Below are 16,922 nucleotides of genomic sequence, written 5' to 3'. Positions count from 1 at the left end.
ACTGCACATGAACCCCGACACCGCTAGTGCATCCATGACCGAAGCCACCATGCAACACATCGAAAGCCCGCAGGATCTGCGGGCCTGCCTGCCGCTCATGCGCGAACTCAGGCCTCATCTGAAGGAAGACGCCGATTTCATCGCGCGCGTGAGCCGCATGCGCGCCGATGGCTACCGGCTGCTGGCCGCCATGGACCAGGGCCAAGCCGTCGCGCTGGCCGGCTACCGCCTGCAGGAAAACCTGATCTACGGCCGCTTTCTGTATGTGGACGACCTGGTGGTGGCCAACGGCCGCCGCGGCGAACGCTGGGGCGCCCGGCTGCTGCAAGCCCTGGACGCCGCCGCTCGCGACAACGGCTGCGCCCGCCTGGTGCTCGACACCGGCCTGGGCAACGCCCTGGCCCAGCGCTTCTACTTCCGCGCCGGTCTCTTGACCAGCGCCATCCGATTCAGCAAATCCCTGGAAACTTCCGCGTCATGAATATCCTGCGCATCATCTGCAGCCCGCGCGGCCGCGCCTCCGAAAGCTATCGCCTGTCGCAAGCCATCGTCGACCAGCTCACCGCCGCCGCCCCGGGCGCGGCCGTGGTCGATGTGGACGCGACTGCCCTGCCCTTGGTCGACTCCGACTATGCGGCCGCGCTGAGCGCGCGCCAGGACCCCACGGACGGACGCGAGAATCGCGGCGCGCTGGGCCGCTCATCCGAACTGATCCAGTCCCTGCAGGCCGCGACCCATGTCGTCATCGCGACCCCGATGCACAACTTCACCGTGCCGGCATCGTTGAAAACCTGGATCGACCACGTGGTGCGGGTGCGCAGCACCTTCCAGATCACGGCCCGCGGCAAGGAAGGCAGCATGGAGGACCGCCCGGTATACGTGGCGATCTCCTCGGGCGGCGACTTCGGCTGCGACGGACAGAGCCAGCCGGACTTCCTTACGCCGTATCTGCGGCACGTGCTGGGTACGATGGGCCTGAAGAACGTGACCTTCTTCTCGGTGCAAGGCACCGCACGCGGCGCGGACGCGCTGCAGGCGGCCCGCGCGCAGGCGCAATCGGAGGTCGTCGCGCATCCGTTCGCGGCCGGATTGCATCCGGAGTTCGCGGCAGCTTGATCGCGCCGGGCTGGTGCCCGCGCATCATGGCGCGCGCACCAAGCCGCCTCATGCTTAGGAATAGCGCCGGCGCCCGGCCCGCGTCCGCAAGAAGTATTAGGCAATCGGGCTGCGTTGACACCCCCAAATAGCCGGCACTACGCTCTTGGCCAGAACCCTCTCGCCTGACCAGACTACGCCGTACATCCTCATTCGGGCATGGGTGCAGGAGGCGTGCAATGACACTGACCAGTCCCGGCATTTTCCTGGCCGCCGCGCTCGCGCTGTGGGTCCTCGCCGCGCCGCGCGCCGAGGCGGCCTGCGCTGACAAGAAGATCCTGTCCATGGCCAACGACGGCCGCACGGTCAATGCCATCGCCAAGGCCTGCAGCATGCCGGCGGCCAAGGTCCGGGGCGTGATCGAGCGCGCCGATGCCGCCGACGACGCGCCGCCGCCCGCACCAACGCCCAAGGCCAAGGCCGAACGCGCCGCCGCGCCGGAGCCGCCTCGGAAGCTGCCGTCCGGCGCCGGACTGGCGCAATGCGATTGCCAGGGCATGGTGCCTTATGGCGAACGGGCGCCGGACCTGCGCTGCCAGAGCGGCATGTCGATGGCGACGCCCTGCGCGGGCTACTGCTCGCCCCACGGGGTCGCGCCATGGCGGCGCATATGTAGTTGAGACCCGCGGTCAGCGCCCGCCGTCAAGACTCGCGCAGCCACACCCTACTGCCTGGCGCTCGGCATGAACCAGCGGTAGTAGGCGTTGTCGCCGTCGTCGCGCGCCAGCTTGTTCATTTCCCTGCCCCAGGTTTCACGATCCCCTACATAGGCCGCCAGCGAAGCCCAGTAGAACGTGTCCAGCCGCGCCCGCTCCAGCTGCATGTCGGCGCGCAGCGCGTCGGACGCGCCGACCAGCGGCGGTTCGCTGCGCAAGGTCAGCAGCGCGGGCAGGACGCGCGCTACTTCGCGCGGCCGGACCCAGGTCGCGTACTCGATGCCGGGGCGGTCGTCGGTCACGGCCGGGGTATCGCCGGCAAAGCGCGCCAGGCCGTCCCGGTCTGTGACCCAGGTGGACAACAAGGCCGCGGCCGATGGTACGCCCACTGCCCGCAACGCGGCGGCGGTATCGGGCTGGGCGTAGCGCGCCTGGATGCGGGCCGCGTCCAGCGTCAGCGGCTGCATCGAGCCCAACAGCAGCATTTCATGCAGTTCGCTGGTCCAGAGCTGGGCATGCGGAAAGACCTGGATGAAGCTGGCGATGAGCGCGCGGGTGTCGTCCTCGTTCTGCGTGGGCAGCGGCAGCCATTGCGCCACGATGCCTTGCGGCGCGAGCCGGCTTGCGGCCAGTTGGTAGAAGTCGCGGGAATACAGATTCACCACGCCTGCGGCGGAAGGTGGCGGCGGCTCCAGCGTGATCAGGTCCCAGCGCTCGGCGCTGGCCTGCAGCTCGCGGCGTCCGTCGCGCAGCCGTTTGTCCAGGCCCGGATCGGTGGCGGCCTGGAACGTGCCCTGGAAGTGCGGCGCGGCGCGCAGCACGGCCGGCAGCAGCTCGGCGACCGCGCGCTTTTCCAGCCCGCGGTACTGCGACAAGGCGCCGGCCGTGATGCCGGTGCCATAGCCCACCACCAGCGCGGACCTTGGTTCGCCCGCATGCACGATCAAGGGCAGCAGCGCCTGCAGCCGCATGTATCGCAGCGAAGGCATGGCGTCGCCCGAGTTCGATACGCCCTGGATGTAGAGCCGGTGGAAGCGGTTGCCGTTGCCGGCGCGCTCGACCACGGCCACCGTGCCGCCATGGCTTTCCTCGTAGAACACCAGGCCCGCGCCGCTCGCCCCGGGCAGTAGCCGCGCAAACTGGTCTGCCGGCAGCATGGCGACCACCGCCAGCGTGGCGAGGCCCGCGATGCCGGTGGCCCAGCCGGTGGCGGCGCGGCCATCCGACCTTCCGCGCCAGGCCGCCACGGCGCCCACCGCCGCCGCGATGGCCGCCAGCACGCTCAGCGTGCGCACCAGCCCCAGGGCGGGCAACAGCAGGAATCCCGTCAACAAGGTGCCCGCGATGCCGCCCAGCGTGTTGCCGGCGAGTACGGCCCCGGCTTCCCGCCCCACCTGCCGATTGCCCACCGCGATGCGCAGCACGGCGGGAAACGCCGCGCCCAGCAGCAGCGTGGGCGCCAGCACCAGGCTGGCCGCCGCCACGGCGAAGCGCGCGCACATGCCCGCGAAGCCGCTGCCCGTCCATTGGTAGACCGCCGCTTCCGCCTGTGTCTGGGCCACGATCAGCCATTTGCCCAGCATGGCCACCTCCAGCACCGCGAGCAGGCCTGCGCCAGCGATCAGGAAACCGAACACCGGCCAGGGATTGCGCACGCGATGGGCCCAGCGCGCATAAAGCGCGGCGCCGATGGCCAGCCCGGCCAGATAGGTGGCCAGCACGATGGCGAAGGCGAAGGCGCGCGTGCTCATGAACGGCACGATCATCTGCGACCAGATCACTTCGTAGCCCAGCGCGACCGCGCCAGCCACCGCATACAGCGCCACGGCCAGGCGCGCGTCGCCCGACAAGGGCGCCGCAGCGGACTGCGGACTGACGGCGGGAGCCGCGCTGTCGCCCGCCCTGCGGTCCAGCATCCAGGCGCCCAGCGCCGCCAGCAGGTTCAGCGAGGCCGCGGCCAGCGCCGCGCCCTGCACGCCGAAGCGCGGAATCAGGAAGAATGCGGGCAGCAAGGCGCCCAGGATGGCGCCGCAGGTATTCGCGGCGTACATCGCGCCGCCGGAGCGGCTTACGTCCGCGCCCTGCTGCCGGCTTACGGCGCGCAGCAGCACCGGCAAGGTGCCGCCCATCAAGAAGGCGGGGATGGCCAGCAGCAGCCCCACCGCCAGCCAGGCCGCCAGGCTGCTATGGGCCTCGACCGCGACGAAGGCGGCGGCGCTGCGCGCCAGCAGCCACGTCACCGCGACGCAGGACAGCGCCACGGCTGCTTCCAGCTTGGCGTAGAAGCGTACCGGGCGCCGCAGATGGTCCGCCTTGCGGCCCAATAGCCAGCCGCCCAGCGCCAGGCCCAGGAAGAATGCGCTGACCGCGCCCGCGATGGCGCTGACCTCCACGCCTACCACCAGCGACAACTGCTTGATCCACAGCACCTGGAACACCAGGGCCGCCGTTCCGGACAGGAACAGCAGCGCGGCCGGCCGGACCGCCGTCAGGGCGGGCCCTTGCGCCGCCTTGTCGTCCACATCATGTCCCTGCATCGCCGCCTCGCTTGCCCCCATGCCCATCATGCTGCTCCTTCGCGTTGCCGGGCGGCGCGACAGGCGCCGCCCGGTACCGTCCCGGCTTGCGCCGGGCGCAGTTACTTCGCCTTTTGCTTATCAAGCTGCTGGAAGTGTTCTTCCATGGCCTTGTTGACCTTCTCCTGAACTTGATCCACGCTGAACGTAGCGGGACGCTGGCTCGGCGGATACTTGAGGAACGTATCCAGGAACGCGGTGGCCTTCATCGTGGCGATGGCGGTCAGATAGGCGTTCTTGGCCAGCCAATCGTTGTACTGGTCCGACGTAATGTCGGCGCGCTCGTACGGGTCCATGCGCAGGTTGAAGATCTTCGGCAAGCGCAGGCAGACGAATGGGTCCTGCCAGATGTTGAGATTGCCGGGAGCCCGCTGCTCGCAGAACACCGCCTTCCAGTCGCCAAACCTCGCCCCGACCAGTACGCCGTCGTCATTGAAGTAGAAGAACTCGTCGCGCGCACTCTTGTCCTGCTTGCCGGTCAGATAGCCCAGCTGGTCGTAGCCGTCCAGATGCACCTTGAACTTGGTGCCGCCGGCCTGCGGCGCCCAGCCATCCAGCAGCCGTTCCTTGATGGTGGTGTCGCCCGTGGCCGCCATCAGGGTCGGGAACCAGTCCATGCCGGATACGATGCCGCGCTTGATTTCCCCGGCGGGGATCTTGCCCGGCCAACGCACCATGGCGGGCACGCGGAACGCACCTTCCCAGTTGGAGTCCTTCTCGCTGCGGAATGGCGTGGTGGCGGCGTCCGGCCAGGTGAAGGCATTGGGGCCGTTGTCGGTGGTATAGACGACGATGGTGTTGTCGGCGATGCCCATGTCGTCCAGCTTCTTCAACAGCTTGCCCACGTCCTGGTCATGCTCCCACATGCCGTCGGCGTAATCATTGCCGGGCATGCCGCTCTTGCCCTTGTGTTCGGGCCGGATATGCGTATAGATGTGCATGCGCGTGGTGTTCATCCACACGAAGAACGGCTTGTCTTCCTTGCCGTGCTTGTCGATGTAGTCGATCGCCGCGCCCACGGTCTCGTCGTCGATGGTTTCCATGCGCTTGGTGGTGAGCGCCCCGGTATCCTGCACCTTGCCGTCGGCCGTGGCCTTGATCACGCCGCGCGGAGAAAAGTTCTTCACGTAGGGATCGTTGGGGTCCTTGGGCCAGTACGGACGTTCAGGCTCTTCTTCGGCGTTCAAGTGATAGAGGTTGCCGAAGAATTCGTCGAAGCCGTGGCGTGTCGGCAGGTACTCGTCACGGTCGCCCAGGTGGTTCTTGCCGAACTGGGCGGTGTTGTAGCCCTGCGACTTCAAGGCCTCGGCGATGGTGATGTCGCCCTTTTGCAGGCCGACTGTCGCGCCCGGCATGCCCACCTTGGACAGGCCGGTGCGCAGCGGCGACTGCCCCGTGATGAAGGACGAGCGGCCCGCCGTGCAGCTGTTCTCGGCGTAGTAGTCCGTGAACAGGACGCCCTCCTTGGCGATCCGGTCGATGTTCGGCGTGGTGTATCCGACCACGCCATGCGTGTAGGCGCTGATGTTCGCCTGTCCGATGTCGTCGCCGAAGATCACCAGGATGTTCGGCTTCTTGCCCGATGCCGCCGCCTGGCCCTGATTGGCCGCCGGCGGCTGGGTCTGCGCTTGCGCGCCTGCCAGTGCCGTAAGGCCTGCTGCGGCGAAGAGCGCCGCGCTCAACAGTTTTCTTGCGTTCATCGCTTTCTCCTGACCCTTGCGGGCGGTTCCCAGTCACGTAAACGAATCACTGTGTTTCAAATGCGTATACCCTTCTCCACTCCTTTGCCATGTCCACGATTACCCAACCCTGTTGCTGCGCTTCATCCAGCGCACGGTCCAGCCTGCCGATCCTGGAGTCCCGGTCATAAGCCCACTCGCGCCGGGCATCGGTGTGATGCACCAGGCCCATGAAACGCTTGCCGCTGCCGGCCGCCGTCCATTGCAGCATCTGCAGGTCGCCGTCCGAATTGCCGAAGGCGAAAATGGGCTGGCGGCCGATGAACTTGTTGATGGCCACGGGCTTGCCCGGGCCGTCGTCGTTGAAGTCGAGCTTGGGCGTGCGCATCAGCACGGGCTTGCCGTCCTGCATCTGGAACTCGGTGACGAAGGTGGTGCCTATCACCTGCTCGGGCGGAATGCCGTAGACGTCCTGCGCCCAGGCCCGCATGAATTCCACTTCGCCGCCCGAGACGATGTAGGTCTTGAAGCCGTTGCCGCGCAGATAGTCCAGCAGCTCCAGCATCGGCGCATAGATCATGCTGGTGTACGGCTGCTTGAAGCGCGGATGGCGGGCGGTCTTGATCCATTGCCGGACCTCCGCGCCGAAGGCCTGCGTCGTCATGTTGGCGTGGGTGGCGCCTACGATCTTCAGCAGCCCTTCCGTGCCCGAGGCGGCCAGCGCCTGGCGGTCGCCCTCGATCGCGGCCTTGTAGGGTTGCTCGGCCGCCCATTCGGGATGCTGGGGCGCCATGGCCTTGACCTGGTCCAGCGCGAAGATCAGCTGGAAGTACAGGGGCTGTTCGCTCCACAGCGTGCCGTCGTTGTCGAACACCGCGATGCGGTCGGCCGGCGCCACGTAGTCCGGGCTGCCTTCCGCGGTGACGGCTTGCACGAACCCAAGGATGGCCTGGCGCGAAGGCCCCTCGTTCCAGGACGGCAGCGGCGTCTGCGCGCGCGCCAGGCCGGCCAGCAACAACAGGAGCAGCAGCGCGAACCAGCGGCGGGCAAGCAAAGGCGTCGTCATGGAAGATCTCCGGGAAGTTCGCCGGGCGGCGTGTCCGCCAGTCCGCGCGACGACGCGGGCGGACGGGGGTTCAGCGCAGGAAGGTCGGCCGTGCCGGCAGGCCGCGCCGCGGTGCGCAAGCTCCGACGCCAGCGCGGGAACATCTCGCGCAAGCCTTGCCAGCCCCGCGCCGCGTCCGGTTCGCGGCCATAGCAGGCCCGCAGCGCGTCGTCGCTCGATCGGCGCAGCGCCGGTTCCAGACTGGCCGTTCCCTGTGCCAGCGTGGCCGCGCCGCATGCGCAGCGCAGCCACGCGTATAGCGCGTCCATGCGCGGCTGGGGCTGCGCCAGCAGGCGGCGCAAGGTCATTGCCGCATAGGGTTCGGACGCGCGCCATTGTTCGCGCCGCGCCCGCAGTCCGGCCCGCATGCGGGCCAGCGTCCGCCGCAGCCAGGGCGCGCCCAGCCAGCAGGCCAGCGCCGCCAGCGCCACGCCCGCGGCCAACGCCAGCCATCCTCCCGGAATCCGCACCTGCACCTGCCGGCCCATGTCGCGCAGGTCCTGTTCGACCGAGAATGGCGCCTGGTAGGCGGCGCCCGTCTGCGCTTCGAAGCGTTGCGCCGGCAGCGTCACGCGCTCTTCCTTGTTGGCCGCGATGTTCCACCAGCGGATCTCGACCGCCGGCAGTTCGTAGGCGCCGCCGCGTTCGATCACATAGTCCAGGCGGTCGACGCGCTGTCCGCCGAGGAAGCCGCCGCGGCTGTCGGAGATCTGCGTCAGCTGGGGCTCGGACGGGTACAGCTTCAGACCCGGCACGGCGGCTGCGGCGGCAGGCGGGATCAGCATGGCCTGCGCGCCCTGGGCCTGCACGGTGATGACACGGCTGACGTGGTCGCCCACGGCGGGCGGCTCGGCCGAATAGCGGATCTGCTGGCTCGCCTGGACCGAGTTTGCCGCCAGGAGGCGGCCCGCAACTCCACCGGCTACCCCGCCCGGCGGTCCGGCGGCGCGTACCTCGAGCGGGCGCGTCTGCGCAACGAGGGGCGCCGTCGCCTGACCCACCTGCGCGCTGACCTGGATGGCCGGCACGCGCAAGGCGCCCGCCGCCTCGGGACTGACCAGATAGGCGTAGCGCAGTCCGTTGTAGGCGACGCCGCCAATGGTGGCGCGGATGATGGTGGCCTGTCCCGACGGCCCCGACACCAGCGCGCCCGGAATGTCCAGGGCCGGCATCTGCGGGGGCTGGGTGAACCAGGTCGAAGTCAGCACGTCCACCTGCAGGATGGCGGTGGCGCCGGCCGTCAGGTCGCCGGGAGTCGCCATGCGCGCCTCGGCGTGCAGCTGCGGCCCGGCTTCCGCCTGCTGGGCGCGCGCCACGCCTGCGCACAGCCCCAGGTGCAGCAACAGCAGCAGGCGCAGGCAACGCAGCAGCGCGGCATGGCGGCGGATCATGGCTGTTTCCCCTGCGCAGGCGCGGCCTTGCGTGCGTCTTCGATGGCGAATTTCTGCTTCAGGAAGCCGGCCGGCGACAGGCTCAGGTTGCGCAGCCAGACCTCGTCGGACGCGGCTTGCGGCGTCTCGGTGCGCATCATCTTGCCCGCGCCCTTGTCGCTGTCCACGCGGGTCTCGTCCGGTTTCTCCGAATCGTCGTCCTGTTGCTCGCTTTCGGCGGCGGCGATCAATCTGGCGACCAGTTCGCGGTTTGCGCGCGCTTCGGGAAAATCCGGCCGCAGGCGCAGCGCCTGATCGTATGCCGCGAGCGCCGCTTCGTAGCTGCGCAGGCGGACCTGGGTATTGCCCAGATAGAAGTCGCCTTCGGGCGTGTCCAGTTTGGCGAATGCGGCCAGCGCCGCCTGGTAGTCGCCCGCGTCGTAGGCGGCTCGGCCTTTCCAGTAAGGATCGGCGTACAAGGCCGCGGCCTCGGCATAGCGCTTGTGTTCGTAGGCCCAGCGGCCCTGCTGGTCGGGCGTGAAGAAGGCGTCGGCCAGCGCGCCTGCTTCCGCGCGCGGCGCATGCAGCGCGGCCGTGACGGCGAGCAGCAGGCAGGCCGTCCAGTTGATGTTCCAGCCGCGCCGCAGCGCCAGCAATGCCAGCAGCGCCAGCGGCCAGCACAGCCAATAGCCCGCGTCCTTCCAGTGCAGCGGCTTGTCGGCGTCCTGCACCTCCTGGAAATGCCGCTCGGCATGCAGTGTTACCCAGTCCAGGTCGTCGTCGTTCAGGGTCAGGCTGCCCAGGGGCGCGCGGGCGGCTTGCGCCAGCTGTTTCAGCGCATCCTCGTCGAAACTGCCCAGCAAGGGCCGGCCTTGCGCGTCGATGCGCGGCTGGCCGCGGGCGTCGCGCACCACGCCGCCATCGCGCGTGCCCGCCGCCCACACCAGGACCTGGAAGGAATTGGCTCGCGCCAGGCGCTCGACCTCGGCCAGTTGGCGGGTGTCCGCGCCGTCCGTCACCAACAACAGGGTGCCGCCCGCCTCGCCCGATTGCAGCAGGCTGGCGGCCAGCGCGATCGCGCCCGCCGCGTCCTTGCCGGGCGCGGCGATGAGCCCGGTGGACAAGGCCTGCACGAACATGTCGGGCAAGGCGGGATCGTCGGTCGGCGGCAGCACCAGATGCGCCGAGCCGGCGTAGGCGATCAGGCCGGTCTTGGCGCCTGCGCGCCGCTTCAGCAGATCGCGCAGCTTGCGTTTGGCAGCCTCCAGCCGGCTGGGCGGCAGATCCGCTGCATCCATCGAAGGCGACAGGTCGACCGCCGCGATCAGGGGCGCCAGATTGTCCAGGAAGGCCGGGCGGTCCTGTTGCCACGTCGGTCCCGCGGCGGCGAGGCCGCCCAGCGCCAGCAAGGCGGCCAGTAATTGCACCGGCCGCGGCCCGCGGCTGCCCTGCGTGCGCACGGTCAGGTGTGGCAGCAGCGCCGGCGCAATGTTGCTGCGCCAGCCGAGCCGGCCGTCCTCGCCGCGCCGCCGCCAGAGCAGCAAGGCCGCGGGCACGACCGCCAGCAGCCACCAGGGGCGCAGGAAATGGAAGGCGCTCAGGTCGATTTCCATCTGCCCTCCTCCACGCCGCTCTTGCCCTGCGCCCCGGCGCCATGACGCCAACCGCGCAGCGCGGCGCTCAGGTGCCAGCCAGCCAGCAGCAACAGCGCCAGGCCCAGCGGCACCCAGAAGAAATCCTGCTTGGGCTGGTGGCGCAATTCGCGCACCTCGTGCGGCGTGATGCGGTCCAGTTCGGCGTAGACCTGCCGCAACGAGGCCTGGTCCTGCGCCGGGAAAAAGCGGCCGCCGGTCTTGGCGGCGATCGCGCGCAAGGCGTCGAAATCGACCTTCTCCTCGCCCTGCGCCTGCGGATCGCCCATGCCCACCGTATGCACGACGATGTGGCGCGCGGCCGCCATGGCCGCGGCGCGGTCCGGCGGCACGGCGCTGCCGGTGTCGTTGCCGTCGGTCAGCAGGATCAGGACCTGATCGTGTTCGCCGGCATGCTCGAACTGCTTGATCGCCACGCCGATTGCGTCGCCGATGGCGGTATTGGGACCAGCCATGCGCGTGCTTACCTGCCCCAGCAGCAGCTTGAGCGTGGCGTGGTCCTGGGTCAGCGGCGCCTGCGGATAGGCCGCGGTGCCGAACACGATCAGTCCAAGCCGGTCGTCCTTGCGGCGGTCGATGAAGTCGGCCACCACTGCCTTGACGCCGCTCAAGCGGTCCTCGCGGCGGCCGTCCGGCGCGACGAAGTCTTCGGTCTCCATCGATTGCGAGATATCGATGGCCAACAGCAGGTCGCGCACCGGCTGGCGGTGCTCCAGCGGCGGCTCGACCCGCTCTGGCCGCGCCAGCGCCAGGACCAGCAGCAGCCATACCAGCGCGTTCAAGGCCAGCTGCCAGCGGTCGCCGCGCACCCCGGGGCGCCGCGGCGTCTGGCCGGTGCTGCGCGCCACCGATTCAAAGAACGGAATCCGTACGGCGCTGCGCCGCTGCACATACGGCGGCAGATAGCGGTATGCCAGCCAGCCCAGGGGCAGCAGCGCCAGCAGCCAGGGATATTCAAGCCGCCACATGATGACGCTCCATCCATTGCCGGCTGGCGGCGAACAAGGTCCGCGCGCGCGCGGGGTCGATGGCCCGCAAGGCTTCGGGCGGCGCATAGGCAAGCGCCCTCAGCAGCACGGCCGCGTCGGGCGGAAACACGGCTGCGCCGCCATCCATGAAAGCGACCCATTCCGCGCCTTGCAGCGCGCCCACCCGGTTGCGGTCGGCGGCCGCCACCGACGACAGGCCGACGCGTTTGAGCAGGTCCGGCAAGGCCCGCGCGGCCAGCGGATCCGCCTGCGTTTCGCGCCGCAGCGCTTCCAGCATGCGCAGGCCCGCGCGGCGATAGCCATTGCGCCGGTGGCGGCGCGCCATCCGCCACGCGGCCCATGCGGCCAGCGCCAGCGCCACGGCCAGCAGGACCAGCCAGCCCCAGGTCTGCGGCCAGTAGCTGACTGGCTCGGGCAGCGGCAGCTGCCGCAGCTGTTCGATGGACGGAGCGGCGTCGGCGTTCATGCCCGGCCCCGGGTTTGCGCAACACTGGCCTCGCGGCCGAGTTCGCGGCGCAACTGCGCCACGGTGTCGGCCGCCGTGTCGATGGACAGCAGCGGCACGCGGCTGCGGCGCAGCAACTCGGCCACGTCCTGCAGGCGCCCGGAAAAGAACGCCGACAACGGCTCGCGCACGTGCTTGCGATCCGCCGCGACCTCGACCTGCAGCTCGCCCTGCGTCACCACCAGCCGGCCGCTCAAGGGAATGCGCAACGCCAGCGGGTCGTACACCAGCGTTGCGACCACGTCATTGTGCGCGGCCAGCGTGCGCAGCAGGCGCAAGGTAGCGCTGTCGGCGCCGGCAAAGTCGCTGATCAGGCAGACCAGGCAATCATGCGGCGCGTGCGCCAGCGCCCCTTGCAGCGCTTCGTTCAGCCGTCCGGATGCGTCCACGTCGGGCTGGTCCGCGCCCATGGACTGGCTGCGCCGCGCAATGGCCGCGAACAGCGCCTGGATGCGTTCGCGGCTGCGCAGCGGGCGCACGCTGTCGATGCCCGCATCGCTGAACACCAAGCCGCCCACGCGGTCTCCCGCCAGATATGCCATCCAGGCGGACAGCGCCGCGACGCGCGCGGCCACCACCGACTTGAAGCTGCGCACCGAGCCGAAATACATGCCCATGCGCTGGTCCACCACCACCAGCGCCGGCCGGTCGCGTTCCTCGCTGTAGGTGCGCACATAGGGCTTGCCCAGCCGCTGCGAGGCGCGCCAGTCCAGCTGGCGCAGATCGTCGCCGGGCAGGTAACGGCGCAACTCCTCGAAGTCCAGGCCGCGCCCGCGCAGGCGCGAGCCATGCTGGCCGGCCAGGATGCTGCGCACCGGCTGGCGGCTGAAGAACCCCAGGCCGCGCGCGGCGGGTTCCAGCGCCATCAGGTCCGTGATGCGGACCTGGACTTCCGGGGAAGGAGCGGCGGACGGCATGGCGCACTCAGACCGGCACGGCGACCGTGTCGAGCAGCCTGCCTATCACCTGGTCCGCCGACACGCCGTCGGCGACCGCGTCATAGGACAGGTGCAGGCGATGCCGCAGCACCGGCCGGGCCACGCTGCGCACATCATCGGGCGAGGCATAGTCCTGCCCCGCCAGCCAGGCGTGGGCGCGCGCCACCTTGTCCAGCGCGATCGCGCCGCGCGGGCTGGCGCCGACCTGGATCCAGCGCGCCAGGTCGGCGTCATGCCCGGCCGGGCTGCGGGTGGCGTTGACCAGGTCCACCAGGTACTGGTCCAGCGCCTCGGACACGTGCACCCGGTCGACCTCGGCGCGGCACGCGAACAGGTCTTCCTGGCTGAGCGGCGCGGCGGCGGGTTCCGCGTCCTGGCGCGATTCGCCGCGCAGCATGGCCAGCATCTGCCTTTCGCTGGCGGGGTCGGGATAGTCCAGCACGATCTTCATGATGAAGCGGTCCATCTGCGCTTCGGGCAAGGGATAGGTGCCCTCCTGCTCGATCGGGTTCTGGGTCGCCAGCACCATGAACAGCTGCGGCATGCGGTGGGTCTTGCCGGCCACGGTGATCTGGCGTTCCTCCATGGCTTCCAGCAGCGCGGCCTGGACCTTGGCGGGCGCGCGGTTGATCTCGTCGGCCAGGATCACGTTGCCGAACAGCGGCCCCTGCTGGAACTGGATGCGGCTGGCGCCCTGCGCGTCCTGTTGCAGCACCTCTGCGCCGGTGATGTCCGAAGGCAGCAGGTCGGGCGTGAACTGGATGCGGCTCATGGCCGCGGCCAGATGCTGGGCCAGCGTCTTGACGGTGCGGGTCTTGGCCAGCCCCGGCAGACTTTCCAGCAGCAGGTGGCCGTCGGCCAGCAGGCCCAGCAGCACTTCGCGGATGACGGCGCCCTGCCCCAGCACGGCGCGCGCGATGGCGCGTTCCAGTTCCAGAATGCTGTCGCGGTTGCTCATCGGCATACCCTCTCCTGCGTGATCGATGGTTTGCCGGCTAGCGGCTGGCGACGCCGTTCCTGGCGGTCTGGGCCAGTTTCCATTGTTCGGGCGTCATGACGGTGCGGAAACCCAGGTGCGACATGCCGTTCATGGGGTCCGTGCCGCGCCGGGCGCTGGTGCGGTAGCTGATGCAATAGGTGTCGCTGCACAGGAACGAGCCGCCTCGCGTCACGCGTTTGGGCGCGGCGGGCGGAACGATGCCGTCGTCGGGGTCGTAGCTGTCGGCCGGCCCCGCGGGATCCGCGGGCGGCTGGCGGTACTGCGCCTGGATCTTGAAGGCGTCGGCGCGGTACCAGTCGGCGGTCCATTGCCAGACGTTGCCGGCCATGTCGTACAGCCCATAGCCATTGGGCGAGAAGCTGCCCACCGGCATGGTGCCGACCTGCACCTTTTCGTCCTTCACCACCGGAAACGGCTGCTGTTGCTGCGTGTCCCAGATATTGGCCATGGGCTTACCCTGAGGCAGCAACTCCTCGCCCCAGGCATAGGTCGCCTGTTCCAGCCCGCCGCGCGCGGCCATTTCCCATTCGGATTCCGTCGGCAGGCGCTTGCCTGCCCATTTGGCATAGGCCGTGGCGTCCTGGTACGACACCTGCACCACGGGGTGGTCGTCCTTGCCGGCGATGGAACTGCCCGGGCCTTGCGGATGACGCCAGTTCGCGCCGGGCACATAGCGCCACCAGCGCGAATAGTCGCGCAGGGACACCTCGCTCTCGGTGCCGACGAACACCATGGCGCCGGGCACCAGCAGGCTGTCGTCCGGACGCGGCGTGCCGGGCGGCAGCTGCACCTTCAAGTCGTCCCATCGAGGCTTTTGCTCGGCCGTCGTGACGTAGCCGGTGGCCTCGACGAAACGGCGGAACTGCGCGTTGGTCACGTCGTTCACGTCCATCCAGAAGCCGCTGACGGATACCTTGTGCGCCGGCATTTCATTGGGCTGGGCCAGTTTGTGGCTGCTGCCCATCAGGAACTCGCGTCCCGGCACCCAGGCCATGCCCGCCGGGCCGCTCTTGCCGTCGCCCAGCACCACCTTCACCGCTTCGGGCGGCCCGTTCTTGCCCATGACCACGTAGGCCGTGCTGGCGCCCGCGCCCAGCACCACGCCGGCCAGCAGCAATGCGCTGGCGTAGCGTGTCTTTCCCTTTGTCTGGTTTGCCATTGCTATCACCCCAAAGCTGATGGTTCAGGTGCGGCCGTGCCGCGCCCGGGGCTGGCAGCCCCTTGAAATCGTGCTGACGTTCAGAACACCAGCGTCGCGGTCGCCATGACCGTGTCGTTGCTGTCCAGACGCTTCGTGCTGCTGACCGTGGGTACCCAGCGCAGGCTCAGGGACAGGGAGCGCTTGTCCGCCAGCTTCGTGTCATAGGTCACGATCGGGCCCAGCGCCCAGTCGCGCCCCTTGAAGCCGTTGAGCCGGTCGGCGGTCGGCCCCGAATCGCTGCCCAGTTGCTGGATGGTGCCCAGGATCAGGCCCGCGCTCACCCCATTGCTGAAGATCTTGCGGCCCATCACGTCCATGCTGAACAGCGGCGCGTTGCGATAGTCCGTGGCGTTGTTGCGGGTGTAGAACTGGACGCCGGCCACGGTGTCCAGTTGAAAGCCGGATTCCGGAAATATCTTGGTGTAGGCCACCTGGGGAATGAAGGTCCAGTTGTTCAGGCTGGGGTTGGCCATGTCGTTGGCGTTGTACTTGCCGGTGGGCGCCCAGATGTTCAGGCTGAGCGCCATATGGGAGGTTTCGGAAAAGTGATAGCCCGCGATGATGGGCGAGAAATACAGGTCGAACAGGTTCGAGGCAGTGTCGCTCTGCTCCACGTTGCGCCCGCCCGGCCCCGTGACCGTGGAATTCACCTTGTTCCAGACATAGGGCAAGGTGAAGCTGGAAGCGAAGTTCCAGCGGCCGGGGCCGGTGTCCCAGGTCTTGAGCACGGTGGCCAGGGTGAACGCGACTTTCGCGTCCAGGCCCAGCGAAGTGCGGCCCCCTACCGGCACTTCGCGGCTGCCGCCCACGCTGCCGTCCAGGTAGATCTGCGACAGGTTGACGGCCCAGATGGGCTCGGGAGAAACGATGCCGGCATTGGGCTGCACGTTGGTGCCGGTGATCTGGCGTCCCAGCGCCCCTTCGGTGGCCCAGGCGGACGACGGCAGGACCAGTCCGGCCAGCACCGCCAAGCACCCAGCAACTGCCGCAATCGCGCTCTGCATGCCTACCCTCCGCAAGATCGGAAAACGCTGACGGGATCAATTCCCGAAGGTGATGTTCAAACCGGCGAACAACGTGAATTGGGGCAGGCCCTCTCCCTTGTGCGCAACCGTCCATTGCGGCTCCGCGAACGCGTTGAAGATGTTCTTCCCGACACGCCAGGCCTTGCCCGCGCCCAGCCCCAAGGGAATGTAGTAGTCGTTCTTCTGCAGATCGAAGGTCCAGGTTGCGGTGGACCTCAGGTACCAGCCTTGCGGCAGGTTGCGTATCAAGAACGGCTGGAAGGTGGCGGTATGCACGGTGTCGCGCGCGGCCTGGCCGGCGAATGAATGCTGCCATTGCACCAGCGCGCCCAGCAGCCCTTCCTTGCTGGAGTGCACCGCCACGCCGGCCAGTCCGGCGGACCATTTGCCCGCGCCCAGCTCGCTGCCGGTCGCGCTGGGCATGGTCAGCATCGGTCCCACGCCCAGATCCACCGCGCCCTGCTGCAACAGGAAAATGTCGAACACATTGATGTCGCCCAGGCCAGTCTTGTAGCTGCCGTCGGCCTGCGGGCGCGTACTGACGGGGGCCGTGATGCGGAATATCTGCGGCACGCCGACCAACTCGCCGGGCGCGACAGGAATGGTCGGCCTGATCAGGAAGTCGTTGGTGTGAGCGTTGCTGCCGAACAACTTCGGCGTGTAGTAATTCTGGAAATTCAACGACGCCGCCAGGTTCAGCGGGTTGTTGCTTTTGTTGGCGTCATCCGCCGACTGGGACTGGGCGTGGGCAAGCTGCGCAAAGCACAGCGGCGCAGCCATCATCAGCCACGCCGCGATTCCTCTTCTACCTATTTCCTTGAATGCAGACTGCGTACTGCCCATGCGATGTACCCCGGAGAGAGATAACAAAATGCAAAGACGCGCCGTGCGGAAATGCTGATCTCGGCAAGCCGTGCCGAGATCCAAAGTCGTGAAATCTGTCGCAATCTTCGCACAGAGTTTTACTTTCACCAATACTCGCCATAGGCCGTAACCCATTGCGTTCAGGATGAAGAAAGGTTATTGCGCAGACAAAAAAACGGGGATGCCCTCAGGCATCCCCGCCGTGGC

General features: G+C 68.5%; 15 protein-coding genes. 3 read left to right on the top strand and 12 right to left on the bottom strand.

Annotated elements, in window-relative coordinates; all coding sequences use genetic code 11:
• The first annotated feature begins 7 nt into the window (after positions 1–7).
• The 3 genes from IAG39_RS16270 to IAG39_RS16260 all read left to right on the top strand — a co-directional run bounded on the left by IAG39_RS16270 (position 8) and on the right by IAG39_RS16260 (position 1,775).
• Positions 8–481, top strand: a complete 474-nt coding sequence (locus tag IAG39_RS16270) for a GNAT family N-acetyltransferase (RefSeq protein WP_373428958.1) — start codon at positions 8–10, stop codon at positions 479–481.
• Positions 478–1,116 carry an FMN-dependent NADH-azoreductase gene (locus IAG39_RS16265; RefSeq protein WP_118933054.1) on the top strand — a complete coding sequence of 213 codons (639 nt, stop codon included), beginning with the start codon at positions 478–480 and terminating at the stop codon, positions 1,114–1,116. Before IAG39_RS16270 ends, IAG39_RS16265 begins: the two co-directional genes overlap by 4 nt.
• Before the next feature lie 218 nt (positions 1,117–1,334).
• Complete coding sequence (locus IAG39_RS16260; protein ID WP_059376072.1) at positions 1,335–1,775, top strand: hypothetical protein; 441 nt, start codon at positions 1,335–1,337, stop codon at positions 1,773–1,775.
• Positions 1,776–1,819: 44 nt separating this feature from the next.
• Here IAG39_RS16260 and IAG39_RS16255 read toward each other — a convergent pair whose 3' ends face one another.
• The 12 genes from IAG39_RS16255 to IAG39_RS16200 form a co-directional block, all read right to left on the bottom strand.
• Entirely contained in the window at positions 1,820–4,375 is a 2,556-nt protein-coding gene (locus IAG39_RS16255; protein ID WP_118933053.1) for a spermidine synthase, read from the bottom strand.
• Positions 4,376–4,449: 74 nt separating this feature from the next.
• Positions 4,450–6,087 carry an arylsulfatase gene (locus IAG39_RS16250; protein ID WP_118933052.1) on the bottom strand — a complete coding sequence of 546 codons (1,638 nt, stop codon included), beginning with the start codon at positions 6,085–6,087 and terminating at the stop codon, positions 4,450–4,452.
• A 46-nt stretch (positions 6,088–6,133) separates the two neighbouring features.
• Positions 6,134–7,132 (bottom strand): HAD family hydrolase, encoded by a 999-nt coding sequence (locus tag IAG39_RS16245; RefSeq protein ID WP_118933051.1) that lies wholly within the window; start codon positions 7,130–7,132, stop codon positions 6,134–6,136.
• On the bottom strand, positions 7,129–8,562 hold the full coding sequence (locus IAG39_RS16240) for a BatD family protein (RefSeq protein WP_118933050.1): 1,434 nt from the start codon (positions 8,560–8,562) through the stop codon (positions 7,129–7,131). Before IAG39_RS16240 ends, IAG39_RS16245 begins: the two co-directional genes overlap by 4 nt.
• Positions 8,559–10,154 carry a VWA domain-containing protein gene (locus tag IAG39_RS16235; protein WP_118933049.1) on the bottom strand — a complete coding sequence of 532 codons (1,596 nt, stop codon included), beginning with the start codon at positions 10,152–10,154 and terminating at the stop codon, positions 8,559–8,561. Before IAG39_RS16235 ends, IAG39_RS16240 begins: the two co-directional genes overlap by 4 nt.
• Entirely contained in the window at positions 10,139–11,161 is a 1,023-nt protein-coding gene (locus IAG39_RS16230) for a VWA domain-containing protein (protein WP_118933048.1), read from the bottom strand. The genes IAG39_RS16235 and IAG39_RS16230 overlap by 16 nt, the downstream gene beginning before the upstream one ends.
• Complete coding sequence (locus IAG39_RS16225) at positions 11,148–11,648, bottom strand: DUF4381 domain-containing protein (protein WP_118933047.1); 501 nt, start codon at positions 11,646–11,648, stop codon at positions 11,148–11,150. The genes IAG39_RS16230 and IAG39_RS16225 overlap by 14 nt, the downstream gene beginning before the upstream one ends.
• The gene (locus IAG39_RS16220) at positions 11,645–12,604 is read right to left on the bottom strand and encodes a DUF58 domain-containing protein (RefSeq protein WP_118933046.1); all 960 of its coding nucleotides are present in this window, start codon (positions 12,602–12,604) and stop codon (positions 11,645–11,647) included. Before IAG39_RS16220 ends, IAG39_RS16225 begins: the two co-directional genes overlap by 4 nt.
• Before the next feature lie 7 nt (positions 12,605–12,611).
• Positions 12,612–13,583, bottom strand: coding sequence for an AAA family ATPase (locus IAG39_RS16215; protein WP_118933096.1), 972 nt, complete (start codon positions 13,581–13,583; stop codon positions 12,612–12,614).
• Positions 13,584–13,620: 37 nt separating this feature from the next.
• A complete protein-coding gene (locus IAG39_RS16210; RefSeq protein WP_118933045.1) occupies positions 13,621–14,784 on the bottom strand; it encodes a formylglycine-generating enzyme family protein in 1,164 nt (387 codons plus the stop codon).
• Positions 14,785–14,864: 80 nt separating this feature from the next.
• Entirely contained in the window at positions 14,865–15,830 is a 966-nt protein-coding gene (locus IAG39_RS16205; RefSeq protein WP_118933044.1) for a transporter, read from the bottom strand.
• Positions 15,831–15,866: 36 nt separating this feature from the next.
• Positions 15,867–16,634, bottom strand: a complete 768-nt coding sequence (locus tag IAG39_RS16200; protein WP_223283310.1) for a hypothetical protein — start codon at positions 16,632–16,634, stop codon at positions 15,867–15,869.
• Positions 16,635–16,922 lie beyond the last annotated feature (288 nt).

The organism is Achromobacter xylosoxidans (assembly GCF_014490035.1).
Classification (GTDB): domain Bacteria; phylum Pseudomonadota; class Gammaproteobacteria; order Burkholderiales; family Burkholderiaceae_B; genus Achromobacter; species Achromobacter bronchisepticus_A.
The sequence above is the reverse complement of the archived record's forward strand: the minus strand, read 5'-3'. Positions and strand labels throughout refer to the sequence as shown.

Bases quoted from the DNA above. Each gene is read 5' to 3' on its own strand.
- IAG39_RS16270 (WP_373428958.1), top strand. From the start codon at position 8: ATGAACCCCGACACCGCTAGTGCATCCATGACCGAAGCCACCATGCAA.
- IAG39_RS16265 (WP_118933054.1), top strand. From the start codon at position 478: ATGAATATCCTGCGCATCATCTGCAGCCCGCGCGGCCGCGCCTCCGAA.
- IAG39_RS16260 (WP_059376072.1), top strand. From the start codon at position 1,335: ATGACACTGACCAGTCCCGGCATTTTCCTGGCCGCCGCGCTCGCGCTG.
- IAG39_RS16255 (WP_118933053.1), bottom strand. From the start codon at position 4,375: ATGGGCATGGGGGCAAGCGAGGCGGCGATGCAGGGACATGATGTGGAC.
- IAG39_RS16250 (WP_118933052.1), bottom strand. From the start codon at position 6,087: ATGAACGCAAGAAAACTGTTGAGCGCGGCGCTCTTCGCCGCAGCAGGC.
- IAG39_RS16245 (WP_118933051.1), bottom strand. From the start codon at position 7,132: ATGACGACGCCTTTGCTTGCCCGCCGCTGGTTCGCGCTGCTGCTCCTG.
- IAG39_RS16240 (WP_118933050.1), bottom strand. From the start codon at position 8,562: ATGATCCGCCGCCATGCCGCGCTGCTGCGTTGCCTGCGCCTGCTGCTG.
- IAG39_RS16235 (WP_118933049.1), bottom strand. From the start codon at position 10,154: ATGGAAATCGACCTGAGCGCCTTCCATTTCCTGCGCCCCTGGTGGCTG.
- IAG39_RS16230 (WP_118933048.1), bottom strand. From the start codon at position 11,161: ATGTGGCGGCTTGAATATCCCTGGCTGCTGGCGCTGCTGCCCCTGGGC.
- IAG39_RS16225 (WP_118933047.1), bottom strand. From the start codon at position 11,648: ATGAACGCCGACGCCGCTCCGTCCATCGAACAGCTGCGGCAGCTGCCG.
- IAG39_RS16220 (WP_118933046.1), bottom strand. From the start codon at position 12,604: ATGCCGTCCGCCGCTCCTTCCCCGGAAGTCCAGGTCCGCATCACGGAC.
- IAG39_RS16215 (WP_118933096.1), bottom strand. From the start codon at position 13,583: ATGAGCAACCGCGACAGCATTCTGGAACTGGAACGCGCCATCGCGCGC.
- IAG39_RS16210 (WP_118933045.1), bottom strand. From the start codon at position 14,784: ATGGCAAACCAGACAAAGGGAAAGACACGCTACGCCAGCGCATTGCTG.
- IAG39_RS16205 (WP_118933044.1), bottom strand. From the start codon at position 15,830: ATGCAGAGCGCGATTGCGGCAGTTGCTGGGTGCTTGGCGGTGCTGGCC.
- IAG39_RS16200 (WP_223283310.1), bottom strand. From the start codon at position 16,634: ATGATGGCTGCGCCGCTGTGCTTTGCGCAGCTTGCCCACGCCCAGTCC.